The organism is Variovorax sp. J31P207 (genome assembly GCF_030316965.1).
Taxonomy (GTDB): Bacteria; Pseudomonadota; Gammaproteobacteria; order Burkholderiales; family Burkholderiaceae_C; genus Variovorax; species Variovorax ginsengisoli_B.
This window is the reverse complement of record NZ_JASZYN010000013.1, coordinates 87,834-106,765: the sequence shown is the minus strand read 5'-3', so window position 1 is coordinate 106,765 and position 18,932 is coordinate 87,834. Positions and strand designations below refer to the sequence as shown.

Annotated in this window: 20 protein-coding genes; 16 read left to right on the top strand and 4 right to left on the bottom strand. The window is 70.6% G+C overall.

Annotated features, from left to right (window positions below; genetic code table 11):
* Positions 1-27 precede the first annotated feature (27 nt).
* Together QTI68_RS31905 and QTI68_RS31900 are read left to right on the top strand one after the other, a co-directional pair.
* Positions 28-804, top strand: a complete 777-nt coding sequence (locus tag QTI68_RS31905) for a PAS domain-containing transcriptional regulator (protein ID WP_286527359.1) — start codon at positions 28-30, stop codon at positions 802-804.
* Positions 805-1,542, top strand: a complete 738-nt coding sequence (locus QTI68_RS31900; protein WP_286527357.1) for a GNAT family N-acetyltransferase — start codon at positions 805-807, stop codon at positions 1,540-1,542.
* Between the two features lies 1 nt (position 1,543).
* On the opposite strand, the gene QTI68_RS31895 is transcribed toward QTI68_RS31900, so the two are convergent.
* The gene (locus QTI68_RS31895) at positions 1,544-2,332 is read right to left on the bottom strand and encodes an SDR family NAD(P)-dependent oxidoreductase (RefSeq protein ID WP_286527355.1); all 789 of its coding nucleotides are present in this window, start codon (positions 2,330-2,332) and stop codon (positions 1,544-1,546) included.
* Positions 2,333-2,534: 202 nt separating this feature from the next.
* On the opposite strand from QTI68_RS31895, the gene QTI68_RS31890 reads away from it, so the two are divergent.
* From QTI68_RS31890 to QTI68_RS31825, 14 genes are all read left to right on the top strand, one after another.
* Positions 2,535-3,398, top strand: a complete 864-nt coding sequence (locus tag QTI68_RS31890) for an FAD binding domain-containing protein (RefSeq protein WP_286527353.1) — start codon at positions 2,535-2,537, stop codon at positions 3,396-3,398.
* A 22-nt stretch (positions 3,399-3,420) separates the two neighbouring features.
* Entirely contained in the window at positions 3,421-3,912 is a 492-nt protein-coding gene (locus QTI68_RS31885) for a (2Fe-2S)-binding protein (RefSeq protein ID WP_286527350.1), read from the top strand.
* Complete coding sequence (locus QTI68_RS31880; protein WP_286527348.1) at positions 3,909-6,323, top strand: aerobic carbon-monoxide dehydrogenase large subunit; 2,415 nt, start codon at positions 3,909-3,911, stop codon at positions 6,321-6,323. The genes QTI68_RS31885 and QTI68_RS31880 overlap by 4 nt, the downstream gene beginning before the upstream one ends.
* An 8-nt stretch (positions 6,324-6,331) precedes the next feature.
* Positions 6,332-6,964 (top strand): SRPBCC family protein, encoded by a 633-nt coding sequence (locus tag QTI68_RS31875; protein WP_286527346.1) that lies wholly within the window; start codon positions 6,332-6,334, stop codon positions 6,962-6,964.
* Between the two features lie 7 nt (positions 6,965-6,971).
* On the top strand, positions 6,972-7,889 hold the full coding sequence (locus tag QTI68_RS31870; protein WP_286527345.1) for an AAA family ATPase: 918 nt from the start codon (positions 6,972-6,974) through the stop codon (positions 7,887-7,889).
* Positions 7,886-9,052, top strand: a complete 1,167-nt coding sequence (locus tag QTI68_RS31865; protein ID WP_286527341.1) for a vWA domain-containing protein — start codon at positions 7,886-7,888, stop codon at positions 9,050-9,052. Before QTI68_RS31870 ends, QTI68_RS31865 begins: the two co-directional genes overlap by 4 nt.
* Before the next feature lie 30 nt (positions 9,053-9,082).
* Positions 9,083-9,970, top strand: coding sequence for an XdhC family protein (locus QTI68_RS31860; RefSeq protein WP_286527339.1), 888 nt, complete (start codon positions 9,083-9,085; stop codon positions 9,968-9,970).
* Between the two features lies 1 nt (position 9,971).
* Complete coding sequence (locus tag QTI68_RS31855) at positions 9,972-10,646, top strand: nucleotidyltransferase family protein (RefSeq protein ID WP_286527337.1); 675 nt, start codon at positions 9,972-9,974, stop codon at positions 10,644-10,646.
* 8 nt (positions 10,647-10,654) lie between these two features.
* Positions 10,655-11,662 (top strand): hypothetical protein, encoded by a 1,008-nt coding sequence (locus QTI68_RS31850; protein WP_286527335.1) that lies wholly within the window; start codon positions 10,655-10,657, stop codon positions 11,660-11,662.
* A 45-nt stretch (positions 11,663-11,707) separates the two neighbouring features.
* Complete coding sequence (locus tag QTI68_RS31845; RefSeq protein ID WP_286527333.1) at positions 11,708-12,361, top strand: hydrolase; 654 nt, start codon at positions 11,708-11,710, stop codon at positions 12,359-12,361.
* A gap of 16 nt (positions 12,362-12,377) precedes the next feature.
* Positions 12,378-12,671, top strand: coding sequence for a XapX domain-containing protein (locus tag QTI68_RS31840; protein WP_286527330.1), 294 nt, complete (start codon positions 12,378-12,380; stop codon positions 12,669-12,671).
* Between the two features lie 104 nt (positions 12,672-12,775).
* Positions 12,776-14,665, top strand: coding sequence for an amidohydrolase (locus QTI68_RS31835; RefSeq protein ID WP_286527514.1), 1,890 nt, complete (start codon positions 12,776-12,778; stop codon positions 14,663-14,665).
* Positions 14,665-15,063 (top strand): DoxX family protein, encoded by a 399-nt coding sequence (locus QTI68_RS31830; RefSeq protein ID WP_286527328.1) that lies wholly within the window; start codon positions 14,665-14,667, stop codon positions 15,061-15,063. Before QTI68_RS31835 ends, QTI68_RS31830 begins: the two co-directional genes overlap by 1 nt.
* Positions 15,053-16,672, top strand: coding sequence for an MFS transporter (locus tag QTI68_RS31825; RefSeq protein ID WP_286527326.1), 1,620 nt, complete (start codon positions 15,053-15,055; stop codon positions 16,670-16,672). The genes QTI68_RS31830 and QTI68_RS31825 overlap by 11 nt, the downstream gene beginning before the upstream one ends.
* 10 nt (positions 16,673-16,682) lie before the next feature.
* Here QTI68_RS31825 and QTI68_RS31820 read toward each other — a convergent pair whose 3' ends face one another.
* From QTI68_RS31820 to QTI68_RS31810, 3 genes are all read right to left on the bottom strand, one after another.
* Positions 16,683-17,066 (bottom strand): hypothetical protein, encoded by a 384-nt coding sequence (locus tag QTI68_RS31820; protein ID WP_286527324.1) that lies wholly within the window; start codon positions 17,064-17,066, stop codon positions 16,683-16,685.
* Entirely contained in the window at positions 17,047-18,513 is a 1,467-nt protein-coding gene (locus QTI68_RS31815) for an esterase-like activity of phytase family protein (protein WP_286527323.1), read from the bottom strand. Before QTI68_RS31815 ends, QTI68_RS31820 begins: the two co-directional genes overlap by 20 nt.
* A gap of 81 nt (positions 18,514-18,594) precedes the next feature.
* Complete coding sequence (locus QTI68_RS31810) at positions 18,595-18,855, bottom strand: hypothetical protein (RefSeq protein ID WP_286527321.1); 261 nt, start codon at positions 18,853-18,855, stop codon at positions 18,595-18,597.
* Positions 18,856-18,932 lie beyond the last annotated feature (77 nt).

Sequence of the window (18,932 nt, the reverse complement as noted above, 5' to 3'; positions counted from 1 at the left end):
GCGGATCACACGCCGCTGGAGACCTCGATGCCCGTGCGCAGCCCGCTCTACCTGTTGGAACGATTCGACCCCGGCGTGGTCGAGCTCGACCGCGAGCTGCGGGTCGTCGCCATGAACAGCCTGGCCCGGCGCGTGCTGCCGGTCGAGGACAAGGAACCGTTCGAGAAGATGGTGCTGTCGTTCCACCCGGAGCGTTCGGTGGCCAAGGTCAAGTTCCTGCTCGACCAGGCCGAATGCCCGGTCAGCAACCCGCCGCCCATGACGATGATCATCAACATCCCCGAACGGGTGCTGCTGATCAAGGTGACCAAGCTGTCCGACTTGCGCGGCGACACCACCGGCTACACGCTGATCTTCTACGACATCACCGAACTGGTGAGCGGCGAGGCGCCGGTGCAGCCGCTGACCGCGGCCAGCCTGCTGGCCGAGAAGCCGGCGCCGGTCAAGCGGCAGCTGCACAAGATCCCGACCGTGTCGCAGAACCGGATCGTGCTGGTCGACGTCGAGACCGTGACCTACATCCGCTCCGAGGGCCACTACACCTGGGTCAGCACGGCGCAGGGCTCCAGCTTCTGCAACCTCAACATCAGCGACCTGGCGGAGCGGCTCGACGGTGCGTCCTTCCTGCGGATCCATCGCAGCTACCTTGCGAACCTCGACTTCGCCGAGCAGATCCTGCGCGACGAAGGCAAGGTCAGCCTCAAGCTGCGTGGCGAGACCACGCCGTTGCCGGTGGCGCGCACCAGCGTGTCGCGGCTGCTCGAGCAGTTGGGCATCGGCGAGGCCGACCCGCTCAGGATCTAGATGACACTCGTCCGCGCCCTTGAAGAGCGCAGCTTCAATGCCTGGCCGGCGCGCCAGACCGTCTTCTTCGACGGCTGGCTGTTTCGGCTGTCGGGCGGCTATACGAAGCGGGCCAACTCGGTCAATGCCGCACAGCCCGGTGCCTCTTTCGAAGGGGTGCGCCGCGCCGCCGAGGCCTTCTACGGGCGGCACGGCCTGCCGGCCGTGTTCCGCCTTTCGCCGCTGGCGCCGCCCGAGGCGGACCGGGAACTCGCGCAGGCGGGTTATGTCCTCTTCGACCCGAGCCAGGTCGCCTGCGCGTCGCTGGCCGGCGCGGCCCCGCAGCCTGGCGTGCGCATCGACACCGTGCCGTCATCGGCCTGGCTGGAAGGCATCGCCGCGGCCAACGGCGTGGCGCCGCCGCACGACCAACTGCACCATGGCATGGTGCGCGCCATCGCCTGGCCGGCCGCCTTCGCCACGCTCCACGACGAGGGCCAAGCGATCGGCTTCGGGCTCGCCGTGCTGGAGCGCGGCGCGGTGGGTCTCTACGACATCGTGGTGAGCCCGGGCCGGCGCAGTCGCGGCCATGGTCGTGCCCTGACGCAGGCGCTGATGCACTGGGGCCGCGAAGCGGGCGCGACATCCGCGTACCTGCAGGTGCGGGAGCAGAACCAGGCGGCGCGCCGCCTGTACGCCGCGCTGGGCTTCGAAGATCGCTATCGCTACCACTACCGGGTGCCGGGCGAAGCGCCCTGACTCAGGGCTTTGCCGCCGCGACGCTCGGCGTGCGCCCCAGGTGCATTCCCGAATCGAGCAGGATCAGTTCACCCGTGACCGTGCGGGCCCCGTCGACCAGCCAGACGATCGCCTCCGCCACGTCTTCGGCGGTGCAGGCGCGCGCCAGCGGCGTCGTCTGTTCGTACTGGGCCTTGAGCTTCTGGAAGTTGGCCTCGCCCAGGCCATCGGCGAACCAGCGGGTCGTGATCATGCCGGGGCAGACCGCGTTCACGCGCACCGCCGGCGCCAGCGAGCGCGCCAGGTGCAGCGTGAGCGAATTGATCGCGCCCTTGGACGCGATGTAGGCCACCGACGAGCCGATGCCCAGCGAGCCGGCGGTCGACGACACGTTGACGATCGCCCCGTTCGCTGCCTTCAGGTGGGCCACGCAGGCGCGGACCATCTGGAACATGCCGATCACGTTGACGTCGAAGATCCGGTGGAAGGTCGGCGTGTCGAGCGCGTCCCAGTTGGACGCGCCGGCGAACGAGGTCACGCCCGCGTTGTTGACCAGCGCATCGATGCGCTGCCAGCGCGCCATCGCGGCGTCGACCATCGCGCGGCAGGCGGCATCGTCGGCCACGTCGGCGCGCACCAGCAGCGTGTCGGCGCCGACTTCGCGGCAGGCGGCGGCGGAAGCCGTGGCTTCGCTTTCGCTGCGCGAATAGTTGATCAGCAGGTCGTAGCCCCGGCGGGCCAGCCCGAGCGCCGTCGCCGCGCCGACCCCGGTCGCGGAGCCGGTCACGATGGCCACCTTGCGTTCAGTCATGTGCTTTCCCCAGTGTGTGGAGCCCCATTCTGAGCTTGCCGACGGGGTCGGGGATAACCCGGGGCGGCGTTCCGGCCCCCGCCGTTCATGCACGCGGCGCCGCGCTTCGTGCACGCCAAGGCTGCGTTCGTGCGACCGGCCGGACTGGCGGATCGGCTCGACTTATGTTCGGCTGGTGCCCCTATGACTGGAGACAAGAACGATGATCCCATCCGGATTCGACTACCACGCGCCCCGTTCCGTGGGCGACGCGATCGCGCTGCTCGGGCAGTACGGCGGCGACGCCAAGCTGCTGGCCGGCGGCCACAGCCTGCTGCCGATGATGAAGCTGCGCTTCGCCCAGCCGGCGCACCTGATCGACCTGAACCGCATCGACAGCCTGCGCGGCATCCGCGAGGAGGGCGCGACGATCGTGATCGGCGCGATGACGGTCGAGAACGAGCTCATCCGTTCGGCGCTGCTGCAGCAGAAGCTGCCGCTGCTGCCCGAGGCCGCGAAGCAGATCGCCGACCCGCAGGTGCGCAACCGCGGCACCATCGGCGGCGACATCGCGCACGGCGACCCGGGCAACGACCACCCGGCGCTGTCGATCGCCCTGGACGCGGAGTTCGTGCTCGAAGGCCCCAACGGCACGCGCCAGGTCCGGGCCGACGGCTTCTTCCAGGGCACCTACATGACCGCCATGGCCGAGGACGAGGTGCTGACCGCGATCCGCATGCCGGCCTTCGCGCCCGGCACCGGCTACGCCTACCAGAAGCTCAAGCGCAAGACCGGCGACTGGGCCACCGCCGCGGCCGCGGTGGTGCTGCGGGTGGACGGCGGCAACGTGAGTCACGTGCGCATCGCGCTGACCAACCTGGCGCCGACCGCCTTGCGTGCCGCCGACGCCGAAACCGCCTTGCTCGGCAAGCCGCCGACCGACGCCGCGATCGCCGATGCCGCCACCCGGGCGATGGCCATCTGCGACCCGGCCGAAGACCTGCGCGGCGACCGTGACTACAAGATCGCGATGGCCGGCCAGATGGTGCAGCGCGCGCTGCGCCTGGCGCTGTCGCGCTGCCAATGAGAACCAAGAAGGAGCAGACCCCATGGGCAAGCAGATCATCCGTCTCAGCATCAACGGACAGCGCGTGGAGAAGGCGGTCGAGCCGCGCACGCTGCTGGTTCATTTCCTGCGCGAGGACTGCCACCTGACCGGCACCCACATCGGCTGCGAGACCAGCCATTGCGGTGCCTGCACGGTCGACCTCGACGGCCAGTCGGTCAAGAGCTGCACCCACCTGGCGGTCCAGTGCGACGGTTCGGAGGTGCTGACGGTCGAGGGGCTGGCCAAGGGGCCGCTGCTGCACGCGGTACAGGAGGGCTTCTACAAGGAGCACGGGCTCCAGTGCGGCTTCTGCACGCCCGGGATGCTGATGCGCAGCTACCGCTTCCTGCAGGAGACCCCGAACCCGACCGAAGAGGAAGTGCGGGCCGGCATCGGCGGCAACCTGTGCCGCTGCACCGGCTACCAGAACATCGTTAAGGCGGTGCTGCATGCGGCGGCCACGCTGCAGCAGACCGAGAAGGTGGCCGCATGAACGCCCCGATCAACCCCGACCTGCTCGAACGCGCCGCGGCGCTGCAGGGCCTGGGCGACAGCCGCCTGCGCAAGGAAGACGCCCGCTTCATCCAGGGCAAGGGCCACTACGTCGACGACATCCAGATGCCCGGCATGCTGCACATGGACATCGTGCGCTCGCCGGTGGCGCATGCGCGCATCAGGAAGATCGACAAGAGCGAGGCGCTCAAGGTGCCGGGCGTGATCGCGGTGCTGACCGCCGACGACCTGAAGCCGCTCAAGCTGCACTGGATGCCGACCCTGGCCGGCGACGTGCAGGCGGTGCTGGCCGACGAGAAGGTGCACTTCCAGATGCAGGAGGTCGCGGTCGTGATCGCCGAGGACCGCTACGCGGCCGCCGACGGCGTCGAGGCCGTGATCGTCGAGTACGACGAGCTGCCGGTGGTGCTCGATCCCTACGCCGCGCTGGCGCCCGATGCGCCGGTGCTGCGCGAAGACCTCGCGGGCAAGACCGAGGGCGCGCACGGCAAGCGCGACCACCCGAACCACATCTTCACCTGGGAGGCGGGCGACAAGGCGGCCGCCGATGCGGCCTTCGACGCCGCGCCGGTGAAGGTGGCCGAGCGCATCTTCTATCCGCGCGTGCATCCGTGCCCGCTGGAGACCTGCGGCTGCGTGGCCTCGTTCGACCCGGTGCGCGGCGAGCTCACGACCTGGATGACCTCGCAGGCGCCGCACGTGGTGCGCACCGTGGTGTCACTGCTGTCGGGCATCCCGGAGTCGAAGGTACGGATCGTCTCGCCGGACATCGGCGGCGGATTCGGCAACAAGGTCGGCGTCTATCCGGGCTATGTCTGCGCGATCGTCGCCAGCATCGTGCTGGGCAAGCCGGTGAAGTGGATCGAGGACCGGATCGAGAACATCTCGAGCACCGCCTTCGCCCGCGACTACCACATGGACGGCGAGCTCGCCGCCACGCAAGACGGCAGGATTCTCGGCCTGCGGGTCAACGTGGTCGCCGACCATGGCGCCTTCGACGCCTGCGCCGACCCGACCAAGTACCCGGCCGGCATGTTCCACATCTGCTCGGGTTCCTACGACATCCCGGCCGCGTGGTGCAGCGTCAAGGGCGTCTACACCAACAAGGCGCCCGGCGGCGTGGCCTACCGCTGCTCGTTCCGGGTCACCGAGGCGGTCTACGTGATCGAGCGCATGGTCGACATCCTGGCCCAGCAGCTGGGCATGGACAAGGCCGAGATCCGGGCCAAGAACTTCATCCGCAAGGAGCAGTTCCCCTACACCTCGGCCTTCGGCTTCGAGTACGACTCGGGCGACTACCAGGGCGCGCTCGACAAGGTGCTGGCCGCCTGCGACTACAAGGGCCTGCGTGCCGAGCAGGCCGCCAAGCGGGCCGACCCGAACTGCCCGACGTTGATGGGCATCGGGCTGGTCGCCTTCACCGAGGTGGTCGGCGCCGGGCCCAGCAAGATGTGCGACATCCTCGGTGTCGGCATGTTCGACAGCTGCGAGATCCGGGTCCACCCGACCGGCAGCGCGATCGCGCGCATGGGCACGATCACGCAGGGGCAGGGTCACCAGACCACCTATGCGCAGATCATCGCGACCGAGCTGGGCATCCCGTCGGAAGTGATCCAGGTCGAAGAAGGCGACACCAGCACCGCGCCCTACGGCCTCGGCACCTACGGCTCGCGCTCGACGCCGGTGGCCGGCGCCGCGATCGCACTGGCGGCGCGGAAGATCCATGCCAAGGCGCGCAAGATCGCGGCCCACCTGCTGGAGGTCGGCGAGAACGACCTCGACTGGGAGATCGACCGCTTCAAGGTGAAGGGCGACGACGCCCGCTTCAAGTCGATGAAGGACATCGCCTGGGCCGCCTACCACCAGGCGCCGCCGGGGCTCGAACCGGGGCTGGAAGCGGTGCACTACTACGATCCGCCGAACTTCACCTTCCCTTTCGGGATCTACCTGTGCGTGGTCGATATCGACCGAGGAACCGGCGAGACCAAGGTGCGGCGCTTCTATGCGCTGGACGACTGCGGAACGCGCATCAATCCGATGATCATCGAAGGCCAGATCCATGGCGGGCTCACCGAGGGCTATGCGGTCGCGATGGGCCAGCAGATGCCCTTCGACGCCCAGGGCAACCTGCTGGGCAACACGCTGATGGACTATTTCCTGCCGACCGCGGTCGAGACGCCGAAGTGGGAGACCGACCACACGGTGACGCCGTCGCCGCACCATCCGCTGGGCGCCAAGGGCGTGGCCGAGTCGCCGCACGTCGGCTCGATCCCGACCTTCACCTCGGCGGTGGTCGATGCCTTCGCGCACCTCGGTGTCAGGCACATGGTGATGCCGCACAGCGCTTACCGCGTGTGGCAGCAATTGAAGCAAAGCGGCCTTGCGCTCTGAGAGACACGATGGAAGTCAAACTCGACAAACGCTATCCGCTCGACGTCGATGCCGGGCGCGCCTGGACCTTGCTGGCCGACGTGCCGGCCACGGCCGGCTGCATGCCGGGCGCGGCCATCACCGAGAAGGTCGATGACACCCACTACAAGGGCACGGTCAAGGTCAAGGTCGGTCCGGCCAATGCCGCCTTCGCGGGCGAGATCGAGGTGCTGGCGCTCGACCCGCCGAGCCGCACGCTGCAGCTGCTGGGCAAGGGCTCGGACCGCGGCGGCTCGTCGGCATCGATGAACCTGAAGGCCACGATCGAAGACGGGGAGACCGCCGGCAGCGCGGTGCTGGTGGGCCATGCCGAAGTCATCGTCAACGGCAAGTTCGCCCAGTTCGGCGGCCGGCTGATGGTGCAGGTGTCGGACATGCTGCTCGGCCAGTTCGTCGACAACTTCCGCGTCGCGGCGGCGGCCCTGCCGGTGCCACAGGCCGCGCAGGCCGCAGTCGATGCAAACCCGGTCGAGCCCGCCGCGGCGGCCCCCGCGTCAGCCTCCGTGGCCGCCCCGGCCCAGGCCAGCGAGATCAATGCGCTCGCGATCTTCTGGCAGCTGCTCAAGGGCTGGGTGGCCGGCCTCTTCGGCAAGCGTGCCTGAGTCCTCCATGACCGAAGCCGAGCTGCGCGAGTCGCTGCACCGGGCCGGCTACATCGCCGACGAGAGCCTCGCGACCACCTTGTGGCTGGCCGGCGAACTGCAGCGGCCGCTGCTGGTCGAAGGCGATGCCGGCGTCGGCAAGACCGCGCTCGCCGGTGCGCTGGCGCGGGCCCGGGGCCAGTCGCTGGTGCGGCTCCAGTGCCACGAGGGGCTGGACCTGTCGCAGGCCGCCTACGAGTGGAACTACGGTCGGCAGCTGCTGGCGATCCGCCTCGGCGAGACGCAGGACCGGGGCCTGACGGAGTCGGACCTGTTCGGGCGCGACTACCTGCTCGAGCGGCCGCTGCTGCAGGCCATCTCGAGCGACGCGCCCTGCGTGCTGCTGATCGACGAGATCGATCGCGCCGACGAGGCCTTCGAGGCCTTCCTGCTCGAAGTGCTGGCCGACTACCAGATCACCGTGCCCGAGCTGGGCACCGTCCATGCGAAGCACGTGCCGCAGGTCGTGCTGACCAGCAACGGCACGCGCGAGCTCTCGGATGCGCTGCGCCGGCGCTGCCTGTACCACTACCTCGACTATCCGAGCCTGGCCCGCGAGATCGCGATCGTGCGCGCGACCCTGCCGGATGCCGAGGGCGCGCTGGTCGAGCAGGCGGTCGCCTTCGTGCAGCGGCTGCGGCGGGAGGACCTGGCCAAGACGCCCGGCGTTGCCGAGACGCTCGACTGGGTGCGGGCGCTGCACCGGCTGTCCTTCAAGGCGCTGCCCGACGATGGCCAGGCGCTCGCCGCCACGTTGGCCTGCCTGGTCAAGACGCGCGAAGACCGGTTCCAGCTCGGCGAGGACCGCGTGCGCCAGCTGCTCGAGGGCCGGCGCGCGGTCGGCGTCGCCGAGAAGGCGCCGCAACCGACGACTGCATCGTCATGAACACCGTGGCCCGCCCGCTCGAGAGCATCGCCGGCTTCGCGGCGCTGCTGCGCGACCACGGCATGAAGGTCGGCATCGCCGAGCAGCAGGCCTTCGTGCAGGCGGCGCTGCGGCTGCCGGTGGAGCGTGCGGCCCGGCTCGACCCGGCCTGGCGCGCGATCGCCTGCCACGACGTGCGCGACTGGCAGCGCTGGCCCGAGCTGTTTTCCAGCTACTGGTACCCGGATCGCACCCGGGGCCGCACCCGGGTCGGCGGCCAGACCCGGCCGAGCCGGAACCTGCAGCAGCTGGTGCAGAGCCTGCACGAGCGCATGGCGGGCGAGCCGCCGTCGTCCCGGCCCGGCCAGGCCGACACCGCGCTCGGCGCGGCGCCCGTGGCCGAGGACGATGGGGCCCTGCAGCGCGCCCAGGGCGGCGCCAGCCGCACCGAGGCGCTGCACGACCGCTCGCTCGCCCAATGGCTGCCGCAGGACCTCGCGCTGCTGCAGGGCCTGGCCGAGCAGATCGCCCGCCGCCTGCGCAAGCGGCTCACACGGCGCTGGCACGACGACGCGCACGGCCGCCGGCTCGACGTGCGGCGCACGCTGCGCGCCAGCCTGCGCACCGGCGGACTGCCGATCCATCCGGTGTGGCGCGCGCCGCGGCGCGAGTGGCCGCGGCTGTTCATCCTGGTCGATGTCAGCCGCTCGATGGAGACCCACGCGCAGCTGTTCCTGCGCATCGCGCGGGCCTTTGTCGCCGCCATGAATGCGCGGGTGTTCGTGTTCCACACGCGGCTGGCCGAAGTCACGCCGCTGCTGCGCAGCGATTCGGCGACGGTGCAGGAGAAGGTCAATGCGGTGACGGCCGGCTTCGGCGGCGGCACCCGCATCGCCACCAGCGTGGCCGATTTCCATGCGGTGCATGCGCGCGCGCAGCTGCAGCGCAATGCGCGCGTCTGGGTGCTGTCCGACGGCTTCGACGCCGATCCGCCCGAGCGGCTGGCCGCGGAGCTGGCCCGGGTGCGGGCCCGTGGCGCGCGGCTGCACTGGTTCCATCCGTCCGAGGCGGCCCCGGCATCGCAGGCCATGCAGGCGGTGATCGGGCAACGCACCCTGGTCGACGGCTTCTCGCGGCTCAACAGCCTGCGCGATCTCGCCGATCTCGCGAAGCACCTGCGCTGATTCGCAGGCCATCGCACGAAGGAGAACGACATGAGCAACGCAGACACCGTCTTCGAGGCTGCGCGCCGGCTGCAGCAGGCCGGCACGCCCTGTGCCCTGGTGAGCGTCGTCAAGGCGCTGGCGCCCGCGTCCGCGCATGCGGGCGACAAGGCGATCGTCACCGCCGATGGCGAGATGCACGGCTGGGTCGGCGGCGGCTGCGCGCAGCCGGCCGTGGTGCGCACGGTGCGCCAGGCGCTGGCCGACGGCAGGGCCCGCCTGATCCGCATCGCGCCCGCCGAGCAGGGCCACGAGCGCGAGCTCGACGACGTGCTCGAGTTCGGCATGGCCTGCCATTCGGGAGGCACGTTGGAGCTGTTCGTCGACCCGCTGCTGCCGCGCGCCGAGCTGGTGGTGATCGGCGGCTCGCCGGTCGCAGCCAGCCTGGTGCAGCTGGCGCCGCGCGTCGGTTTCGCGGTGACCCTGGTCGCGCAGGGCGCGCGGGCGGCGGACCATCCGGATGCCTGCAGGGTCATCGACCGCGACGACGCCGCTACCGTGCTGCCGCAGGTCGGCACCGGGGCCTGGGTGGTGATCGCGACCCAGGGCCGCCGCGACCTGCAGGCGCTGGGGCTGGCGCTCTCGCTGAAGGCCAGGCAGGTGTCCTTCGTGGCGAGCGCGCGCAAGGCACAGGTGCTCAAGGACTCGTTGGTCACCGCCGGCGCCGACCCGAAGGCGGTGGCCGAGATCGTCGCGCCCGCGGGCTATCCGATCTCGGCCTCGACGCCGGAGGAGATCGCGCTGTCGGTGCTGGCGGCGGTGGTCGCGAACCGGCGCCAGTCGGCGGCGCTGCCCGCGGTGCAGGTCGAGCCCGGGGCCGGGCCGGCGCCGGCAGGGGCCGCACCGCTGCCGGCCAGGCCGGCCTGCTGCGGAGGCTGACATGGGCTGCATCCTCAAGGGCGGCGGGGGGCTCTATTCGCGCCTCGTGGTGGGCGCCGTGCTGCTGGCCGCGGGCTCGGGCAGCCGGCTCGGCGGGCGGCCCAAGTCGCTGCTCGAACTCGGCGGCGTGCCGCTGATCCGGCGCCAGCTGATCGCGCTGTCGGGCGCCGGCGTCGACGAGGTGGTGGTGGTGCTCGGCCACCATGCGGAGGCGATCGAGGCGGCCGTGCGCGAGTTTCCGGTCACCCTGGCGCGCAACCCGTCGCCCGACGACGGCCAGCCCTCGTCGGTGCGCATCGGCCTGCAGGCCCTGACCGGAAAGCTCGACGCGGTGGTGGTGGCGCTGGCCGACCAGCCGATGATCAACGCGCAAGACATCACGGCCCTGATCGGCGCCTTCAAGAAGCGCGGCGATGCGTCGATGGTGGTGCCGCGGGTGGCGGGTGAGCCCGGCAACCCGGTCATCTTCGAGGCCGCCCTGCGCGACCAGTGGCTGGCCGGGGACGTCAATGGCGCCTGCCGGCGCTGGCGCGAAGCCAACCCCGGGCGGGTGTGCTGGCTCGACACCGACAACCAGCGCTTTCGGGTCGACATCGACACGCCGGAGGACCTCGAACGCTTCGCCGAACGCACGGGGCATGTGCTGCGCTGGCCCGCGGCGCCGGCGACGGCCTGACGCCGACGATGCCGCCGCTCGCCGGAGGCTTCGACGCGAGGGCGCTGCGGCTGGCCTGCGCGACCGCCCTGACCTGGGCATTGCTGCTCGTGGGCTGGATCGGCCTGGGAAGCCTGTCGCAGCGGCTGGGGCCGGGGCCCTGGCCCACCTTCGCGCTGCTCGCGGGCTGGGTGCTCGTGCTCGGCGTCCTGCGGGTGGCCCTGGCGTCGACGGCGATCGGCGCCTGCGGCCCCGGTGGACGGCCGGGCAGGGCGGTCGCGCCGGCGGCGGCCGGGGCGCTGCTGGCCTGGCTGCTGCTGGGCGACATCGGCGACCGCCAGGCCCTGGCTGCGCGACTGATGGTCGGCGTACCGGTCGCGGGCGTGCTGCTGGCGGTCGTGCTGCCGCGCCGCGCCACGGCGGCCCTGCAGGCCCGCACCCTAATCGGCGATTGCGCGCTGCCGGCCGGTTCCCTGGCTGCGTGGCGCACGCCCCGGGAATGGCCGATGCTGCTGGCCTCGGCCGCGATGCTGCCGATGATGTGCGGGCTGCCCTGGATGGTCGACCTGTGCCGCGAGGACGGCCTGTCGGCGCAAGGCGTGCTGGGCGTCCATCTGCTGGCGATGTTCGGGCCGTCGCTGGTGCTCGCGCTGCTGCGCATCGAGACCACGCGCATGGCGCCGCTGCTGTGCGCCGTGCTGCTGGTGGCCGGTGCAACGGCGCTGGACGGGTGGGGCCAGACGCTGGCCCACGGCGCCGCGTGGAGCGTGGCCTGGCACGCGCGGACGACGGCGCCGCGCGAGGACGGCGGAAAGGCGTCGGCGGTGCTTGCCGCCAGCGGCCTGGGCGCCGCGCTGGTGCTCCTGCTCGGCCTGGGGGTGTCGCTGGCGGGCCCGCAGGCGTTCGGTGCCTGGCATATGGCGTCGGCAGCCGCGGCGGCGGCCGGTGGGTGCGCCATGCTGGTGCGCGTGTTGCGACCGCACGATTCGAAAAAGCGGCGCCGCATTGTTCAAGCCAGGGAAGCCGGCGTGCCTTAGTCTCGGGGGCCGCAGACCTGCTCTCCCTCCACCAAGGACACCGCCATGCCCATCACCGCCAAGCCCGCGCCCGGCGCCAAGCTGCTCACCCCCACCGACCACACCCTGGTCATGATCGACTTCCAGTCGCAGATGGCGTTCGCGACGCACTCGATCGAGGCCGTCACGCTGCGCAACAACGCGGCGCTGGTGGCGCATGCGGCGGCCGGCTTCGGCGCCTCGACCATCCTCACGACGGTGGCCGAGAAGAGCTTCTCGGGCCCGATGTTCGACGAGATCAAGGCCGCCTTCCCGGGCCAGGCGATGCTCGACCGCACCTCGATGAACACCTGGGAGGACGCCGCCGTCATCAAGCGGGTCAACGAGATCGGCAAGTCGCGCATCGTGCTGTGCGGGCTCTGGACCGGCGTCTGCATCGTCGGCCCGGCCCTGTCCGCGCTCGACCAGGGCTTCGAGGTGTATGTCATCGCCGACGCCTGCGGCGACGTCTCGGCCGAGGCCCACGACCGTGCCATGGACCGCATGGTGCAGGCCGGCGCCCAGCCCATGACCTCGCTGCAGTACCTGCTGGAACTGCAGCGCGACTGGGCCCGCACCGACACCTACGAGATGACCACCGGCATTGCCAAGAAGTTCGGCGGCGCCTACGGGCTCGGGATCATCTACGCCCAGTCGATGTTCGGCGCCCACGAAGGCTGAGCGGGCGGGCCGGGCCATGAAGGCTTACCTCGTTTCGCTGGCGCTCGGCATCCTGGTCGGCGTGATCTATGCGCTGTTCAGCGTGCGCTCGCCGGCCCCGCCGATCATCGCGCTGGTGGGCCTGCTCGGCATCCTGGCCGGCGAGCAGCTGCCGCCGCTGGTCAAGCGCCTGCTCGAGCCGTCCCACGCCGCCGGCTCGTGGCTGCAGCACCAGGTCAAGCCCCACATGTTCGGGGAACTGCCTCAATGCGCGAAGTCCGTGGACGTCGCGGCGGCCGACTCCGCGGCGGCGCACCGCGACACCCCATGACGGCCGAATTCGATCCTCGACGCCGCCGGCTGTTCCTCGGCACGCTCGGCGCAGCGCTCGGCGGCCAGGCGACGGCCCAGCAACTCTCTCCCAGGAAATCCGACATGGTCGACACCGGTGCCCCCGAGCTCATCCTGCACAACGGCCGCTTCACGACATTGGCGCGCAGCAACCCGACGGCCAGCGCGGTCGCGATCCGCGACGGCCGCTTCACCCATGTGGGCCGCAGCGAGGACATCCTGCCGCTGGCCGCCGCCGGCACCCGGGTCGTCGACCTCCACGGCCGCCCGGTGCTGCCCGGGCTGATCGACAACCACCTGCACATCATCCGCGGCGGCCTCAACTACAACCTCGAGCTGCGCTGGGACGGCGTGCGCAGCCTGGCCGACGCCATGGCCATGCTCAAGCGCCAGGTGGCGATCACGCCGGCACCGCAATGGGTGCGGGTGGTGGGCGGCTTCACCGAGCACCAGTTCGCCGAGAAGCGGCTGCCGACCATCGCCGAGCTCAACGCCGTGGCGCCCGACACCCCGGTGTTCCTGCTGCACCTGTACGACCGGGCGCTGCTCAACGGCGCCGCGCTGCGGGCCGTCGGCTACACCAAGGAAACGCCGGCCCCGCCCGGCGGCGAGATCGTGCGCGACAGCGCCGGCAACCCGACCGGGCTGCTGCTGGCCAAGCCGAACGCGAGCATCCTCTATGCGACCTTGGCCAAGGGCCCGAAGCTGCCGTTCGATTACCAGCTCAATTCGACCCGGCACTTCATGCGCGAGCTGAACCGGCTCGGCGTCACCGGCGCGATCGACGCCGGCGGCGGCTTCCAGAACTTCCCCGAGGACTACCAGGTGATCCAGCAGCTGGCCGACGCCGGCCAGCTCACGATCCGGCTGGCCTACAACCTGTTCACGCAGAAGCCCAAGCAGGAGAAGCAGGACTTCCTCAACTGGACCGCGACCTCGAAATACAAGCAGGGCGACGACTACTTCCGCCACAACGGCGCCGGCGAGATGCTGGTGTTCTCGGCCGCCGACTTCGAGGACTTCCGCCAGCCGCGCCCCGACATGGCGCCCGAGATGGAGGGCGAGCTGGAGGAGGTGGTGCGGGTGCTGGTGCAGAACAAGTGGCCCTGGCGGCTGCACGCGACCTACGACGAGACCATCGAGCGCGCGCTCGACGTCTTCGAGAAGGTGAACCGCGACACGCCGCTGGCCGGGCTGAACTGGTTCTTCGACCACTGCGAGACGATCTCCGAGAAGTCGATCGACCGCATCGCGGCGCTCGGCGGCGGCATCGCGGTGCAGCATCGCATGGCCTACCAGGGCGAGTATTTCGTCGAGCGCTACGGCGCCGCCGCGGCCGAGGCGACGCCGCCCGTGAAGCGGATGCTCGAGAAGGGCGTCAAGGTGTCGGCCGGCACCGACGCGACCCGCGTCGCCTCGTACAACCCGTGGGTGTCGCTGTCGTGGCTGGTCACCGGCAAGACCGTCGGCGGCCTGCGGATCACGCCCCAGCGCAACTGCCTGGACCGCGAAGCGGCGCTGCGGATGTGGACCGAGAACGTGACCTGGTTCTCCAACGAAGTGGGCAAGAAGGGCCGCATCGAGGTCGGCCAGCTGGCCGACCTGGTGGTGCCCGACCGCGACTTCTTCGCCTGCCCCGAATCCGAGATCGCCGATACCACGGCCTTGCTCACGATGGTCGGCGGCAAGGTGGTCTGGGGCGCCGGCGAGTTCGCCGGGCAGGACGAGGGCGCCCCGCCGCCGGCCATGCCCGACTGGTCGCCGGTGCGCAGCTTCGGCGGCTACGCGGGCTGGGGCGACAAGGAAGGCCGGCCGCTGCAGGCGACCGTGCGCCGCCTGGCAGCCGACTGCGCCTGCGCCAACGACTGCAACCTGCACGGCCACCAGCACGCGACCGCGTGGTCGAGCCGGCTGCCGGTGGCCGATCTCAAGAGCTTCTGGGGCGCTTTGGGTTGCGCCTGCTGGGCGGTCTGATGCGCCGGATCTTCACGCATCCGGCCGTGCACTGGCTGGCACTGCTGTTCCTGTGCGCCGCCTATCTCCAGGGCGGCTTCAACAAGGCGACGGATTTCGCGTCGGCCATTGCCGAGATGAACCATTTCGGCCTGTCGCCGGCCGGGCCGCTGGCGGCGGCCGTAATCGTCTTCGAGTTCGGTGCCGCGCTGATGATCCTGACGGGCTTCTACCGCTGGCTCGGGGCCCTGGGCCTGGCCGGCTTCACGCTGATGGCCACCTTCGTTGCCAACCGCTTCTGGGAGCTCGCGATGCCCGAGCGCTTCATGGTCGCCAATGCCTTTTTCGAGCACTGGGGACTGGTCGGCGGCTTCCTGCTGGTCGCCTGGCACGACCTGAGCGAGCGCCATGAGCGCTGAACAAGCGCCGGCAGTGCCGGCAGCGTCCGGCAGCTTCGCGCCGCTGCGCCAGCCGGTGTTCGCGGTCCTGTGGGCAGCCACCGTGCTCGGCAATGTCGGCAGCTTCATGCGCGACGTCGCCAGCGCCTGGATGGTCACCGAGCTGTCGGCCAGCCCGACCGCCGTGGCGCTGGTCCAGACCGCGGCGACCTTGCCGATCTTCCTGCTCGCGATCCCGGCCGGCGTGCTGTCGGACATCCTCGACCGGCGCCGCTTCCTGATCTTCATCCAGCTGATGCTGGCGGCGGTCAGCGGCACGCTGCTGCTGCTCGCCAGCACCAAGTCGCTGACGGTCGAGTACCTGATCGCGCTGACCTTCGTCGGCGGCATCGGCGCCGCGCTGATGGGGCCGACCTGGCAGTCGATCGTGCCCGAGCTGGTGCCGCGCGCCGACCTCAAGAACGCGGTGGCGCTGAACTCGCTCGGCATCAACATCGCGCGCGCCATCGGGCCGGCGGCCGGCGGCCTGCTGCTGGCGAGCTTCGGCGCCGCCACGGCCTACGGCGCCGACGTGCTGAGCTATGTGTTCGTGGTCGCTGCGCTGCTGTGGTGGAAGCGTCCGGCGACGCCCGACACCGGCCTGTCGGAGCAGTTCTTCGGCGCCTTCCGGGCCGGCCTGCGCTATGCCCGCGCCAGCCGCGAGCTGCACGTGGTCCTGCTGCGTGCGGCGGTGTTCTTCCTGTTTGCGAGTTCGGTCTGGGCGCTGCTGCCGCTGGTGGCCCGCCGGATGCTCGGCGGCACGGCGGGCTTCTACGGCCTGATGCTGGGCGCGGTGGGCGTCGGGGCGATCCTCGGCGCCTTGCTGCTGCCGCGGCTGCGTGCCAAGCTCGACGCCGATGGCCTGGTGCTGCTGGCCTCGCTGCTGTCGGCGGGGGTGATGGCGGTGCTCGCCGGCGCGCCGCCGCAATGGGCGGCGGTGCTGCTCATGCTGGTGCTGGGCGGCGGCTGGATCATCGCGCTCACCACGCTCAACGGCGTCGCCCAGGGCGTGCTGCCGAACTGGGTGCGCGGCCGCGGCTTGGCGATCTATTTGACCGTCTTCAACGGCGCCATGGCTGCGGGCAGCCTCGGCTGGGGCCTGGTGGCGCAGAAGATGGGCGTGCCGGCCACCTTGCTGGTCGGCGCGGCGGGCCTCACGGTGGTGGCCTTCGTCTTCCATCGCGTGCGGCTGCCGACCGGCGAAGCCGACCTGCAGGCCTCCAACCACTGGCCCGAACCCTTGCTCGACGCGCCGGTCGCGAACGACCGCGGGCCGGTCATGGTGCAGATCGAATACCGCATCCGCAAGGAAGACCGGCCCGCGTTCCTGCGGGCCCTGAAGGCGATGTCGATGGAACGTCGCCGCGACGGCGCCTACGCCTGGGGCATCACCGAGCACACCCGCGAGCCCGAGCGCCTGATGGAGTGGTTCCTGGTCGAGTCGTGGGCCGAGCACCTGCGCCAGCACCAGCGGGTGTCGAAGGCCGACGCCGACCTGCAGCACGAGGCGGTGCGCTTTCACATCGGGCCGGAGGCGCCGGTGGTGCACCATTTCCTGGCGCTGGAGCTGGACAGCCCGCCGCCTCACTGAGGACCGCCGCCTACGTCAGCCGTCGCGCGAGGTACCACAGGGCCGCCAGCGCGCCGACCGCCACCGCGATGGTGGTGCCCGTGCCCGGGCCGGACTCCGGCTGGATGGCTGGATCCGCCACGGCCGCCGCGGTGCCCACTTGGGCCAGCGGGTTGAAGATCGCGCCGCCCGGACCCGGTCCGGCATCGCGCTGCGGCTCCGGCGGCGCCGCAGGCGACGGCGTTCGACGCGCCGGCGTGTCCTCCATCGCGACATTGGCGGTCTGTTCCTCGCCGTTCTCGCCGGCCCGGGCGAGCGGGCCGGCGAGAACTGCCGCCAGCAGCAAGCCAGGCAGCAGCAGTCGCTTCACCGCTGGGGAGCGGGCCAGCGGCCGATCAATCCTCATCGTCGTCATGGTCGCGCCCGTGGTCACGGTCGCGCTCGTCGTTGATCCTCTGCGGCACGTAGCGTGGCAGGTCGTGATCGTCGAAGGAGAAGACGTAGAACTGGTTCGGATTGGGAACCATCGTCCGCGTGGCATCGGACGGCAGCTTGAGCGGATCGGCGATCGTCGCCAGGAAGTCGTTGTCGTTGGCGACGAAGAGCGTGTGCTTGGTGACGCCCTTGATGCTGACGTCCGGGCCGAACGCGATGCCTTCGATCTTGGACGGGATCAGTCGCGGATCGGTGCCCGCGGCTGTCAGCTTGGCCACCACGTCGAGGAAGGGCGCGGCGCTCTTGGTCACGGCATAGGCCGACAGGTCGCCCGACAGGTCGCTCACGTCCCGGGCGCCATCGAGGTCGATCACGTAGAGCTTCTTCACCTTGGCGGCCGATGCGGTATCGGTCAGCAGGGGCGTGTCGGCCATGCCCGAGCCGTCCCGCTCGTCAACCAGGAATTCGTGGTTGTTGATGGCCAGGATTTCGCTGACGCCCGAGCCGTCGGTGAGCTTGTAAGCGTACTGCCGCGTGGCGCCGGTGTAGGTGTCGATGGTCACGATGCGCAGGCTGCCCTTCTTGTCCTGCTCGAGGTTGGCCTGCATGAAGCCCACGAGCAACCGGCCGTCGGGTGTGATGGCCAGCCCTTCCATGCCCTTGTTGGTCACCCGTCCGACCGTGTTGTCCGCGATCTCGACGGCACTCTGCGCGCTGAGCCGGGTGATCGCCAGGTTGGCCGGCAGCTTGAAACTGCGAATACGCTTGCCGGTCGAGCGCTCGAACTCGTGCACATAGGGTCCGTACTCGTCGGACACATACACGCGCTCGCCGTCGTTGGACACCCGGATGCTTTCCGGGTCCAGGCGTGCATTGAGCGTGTTGGTCGACGGCCGCGTCGGATCGAAGTTGTCCGAGCGGCCGGTGAAGTAGTAGCGATGGCGCGCCGCGTTCAGTGCCGGCGCGCCGCTGCCGATCGGCGTCACGCCGTCGATCCTGTTGCCGAGGCCGGCGCCGCTGCCGTAGACCAGCGGCGTCGGGCTCGACAACAAGGTCGTCTTCCTCAGGGTCGGCGTCAAGGTGAACGGCAATGCCGAACCGGCGTCGCTCGGCGAGAGCGCGAGCCGAAGGGTCTGGAAACGCACGATGTACGAGACCGTGTCGTCGACCAGCGGGTTGTAAGGCTTGGCATTCGGGCCGCGGTCCGGCAACGCCAGGAATGTGTTGCCCCCGGCATAGGCCAGGCCCGAGCCCAGTCCGCCGAGGCGGTTGCCGGGCACGCCGTTCTCGAGTGGCGCGGCAGTGCGGGTGGACAGGTCCTCGTAGCTGCCGCTGATGCTGCCGATGGCGATCAGATCGACACCGGCATGGGCTGCGGGGACCAGAGCCGCAGCGGCGAGCGCGTGCAGCATCGATTTCTTGAACATGAGCTTCTCCTGAACGCCTTGATCAGCGTGCCCGCATGCTCTGCGCCCGGTATGACACCGGCGTGAACATCGGTGGCGTGATCAGCGCGGGGCCGGGTCTGGCGTCGAGGGGGCCGTGAGCTGCTCCGTGACACGGATGCGGCGAACCACGAGTTCGTCGATCTCCAGCCGCCGGATGCGAGCCCGGCCGACGAAGAGCCGGCCGATGGACAAAGCGCCGATGGCCAGGGCACCGAAGGCCAGGGCGCCGACAGCGATCGAGCCCAAGGCGGCGGTGCCGATGGCCTGCGCGCCCGTCGCGGCTGCCGGGACGGTCCGGGCGCGTGCGAACTTGCGCTTCATTGCAATTCGCCTTCCGACAACGGCGCTGGGGGGCATCGAATCCATGGCAACTCCTGGAGCAAGCGTGGGTCGACCCG

What these genes read in the sequence shown, in the direction of transcription:
- QTI68_RS31865 (WP_286527341.1), top strand. Translation starts at nt 7,886, where the DNA reads ATGAACACCGTGGCCCGCCCGCTCGAGAGCATCGCCGGCTTCGCGGCG.
- QTI68_RS31895 (WP_286527355.1), bottom strand. Translation starts at nt 2,332, where the DNA reads ATGACTGAACGCAAGGTGGCCATCGTGACCGGCTCCGCGACCGGGGTC.
- QTI68_RS31825 (WP_286527326.1), top strand. Translation starts at nt 15,053, where the DNA reads ATGAGCGCTGAACAAGCGCCGGCAGTGCCGGCAGCGTCCGGCAGCTTC.
- QTI68_RS31835 (WP_286527514.1), top strand. Translation starts at nt 12,776, where the DNA reads ATGGTCGACACCGGTGCCCCCGAGCTCATCCTGCACAACGGCCGCTTC.
- QTI68_RS31875 (WP_286527346.1), top strand. Translation starts at nt 6,332, where the DNA reads ATGGAAGTCAAACTCGACAAACGCTATCCGCTCGACGTCGATGCCGGG.
- QTI68_RS31870 (WP_286527345.1), top strand. Translation starts at nt 6,972, where the DNA reads ATGACCGAAGCCGAGCTGCGCGAGTCGCTGCACCGGGCCGGCTACATC.
- QTI68_RS31860 (WP_286527339.1), top strand. Translation starts at nt 9,083, where the DNA reads ATGAGCAACGCAGACACCGTCTTCGAGGCTGCGCGCCGGCTGCAGCAG.
- QTI68_RS31815 (WP_286527323.1), bottom strand. Translation starts at nt 18,513, where the DNA reads ATGTTCAAGAAATCGATGCTGCACGCGCTCGCCGCTGCGGCTCTGGTC.
- QTI68_RS31810 (WP_286527321.1), bottom strand. Translation starts at nt 18,855, where the DNA reads ATGAAGCGCAAGTTCGCACGCGCCCGGACCGTCCCGGCAGCCGCGACG.
- QTI68_RS31855 (WP_286527337.1), top strand. Translation starts at nt 9,972, where the DNA reads ATGGGCTGCATCCTCAAGGGCGGCGGGGGGCTCTATTCGCGCCTCGTG.
- QTI68_RS31900 (WP_286527357.1), top strand. Translation starts at nt 805, where the DNA reads ATGACACTCGTCCGCGCCCTTGAAGAGCGCAGCTTCAATGCCTGGCCG.
- QTI68_RS31845 (WP_286527333.1), top strand. Translation starts at nt 11,708, where the DNA reads ATGCCCATCACCGCCAAGCCCGCGCCCGGCGCCAAGCTGCTCACCCCC.
- QTI68_RS31890 (WP_286527353.1), top strand. Translation starts at nt 2,535, where the DNA reads ATGATCCCATCCGGATTCGACTACCACGCGCCCCGTTCCGTGGGCGAC.
- QTI68_RS31840 (WP_286527330.1), top strand. Translation starts at nt 12,378, where the DNA reads ATGAAGGCTTACCTCGTTTCGCTGGCGCTCGGCATCCTGGTCGGCGTG.
- QTI68_RS31880 (WP_286527348.1), top strand. Translation starts at nt 3,909, where the DNA reads ATGAACGCCCCGATCAACCCCGACCTGCTCGAACGCGCCGCGGCGCTG.
- QTI68_RS31820 (WP_286527324.1), bottom strand. Translation starts at nt 17,066, where the DNA reads ATGACGACGATGAGGATTGATCGGCCGCTGGCCCGCTCCCCAGCGGTG.
- QTI68_RS31830 (WP_286527328.1), top strand. Translation starts at nt 14,665, where the DNA reads ATGCGCCGGATCTTCACGCATCCGGCCGTGCACTGGCTGGCACTGCTG.
- QTI68_RS31885 (WP_286527350.1), top strand. Translation starts at nt 3,421, where the DNA reads ATGGGCAAGCAGATCATCCGTCTCAGCATCAACGGACAGCGCGTGGAG.
- QTI68_RS31850 (WP_286527335.1), top strand. Translation starts at nt 10,655, where the DNA reads ATGCCGCCGCTCGCCGGAGGCTTCGACGCGAGGGCGCTGCGGCTGGCC.
- QTI68_RS31905 (WP_286527359.1), top strand. Translation starts at nt 28, where the DNA reads ATGCCCGTGCGCAGCCCGCTCTACCTGTTGGAACGATTCGACCCCGGC.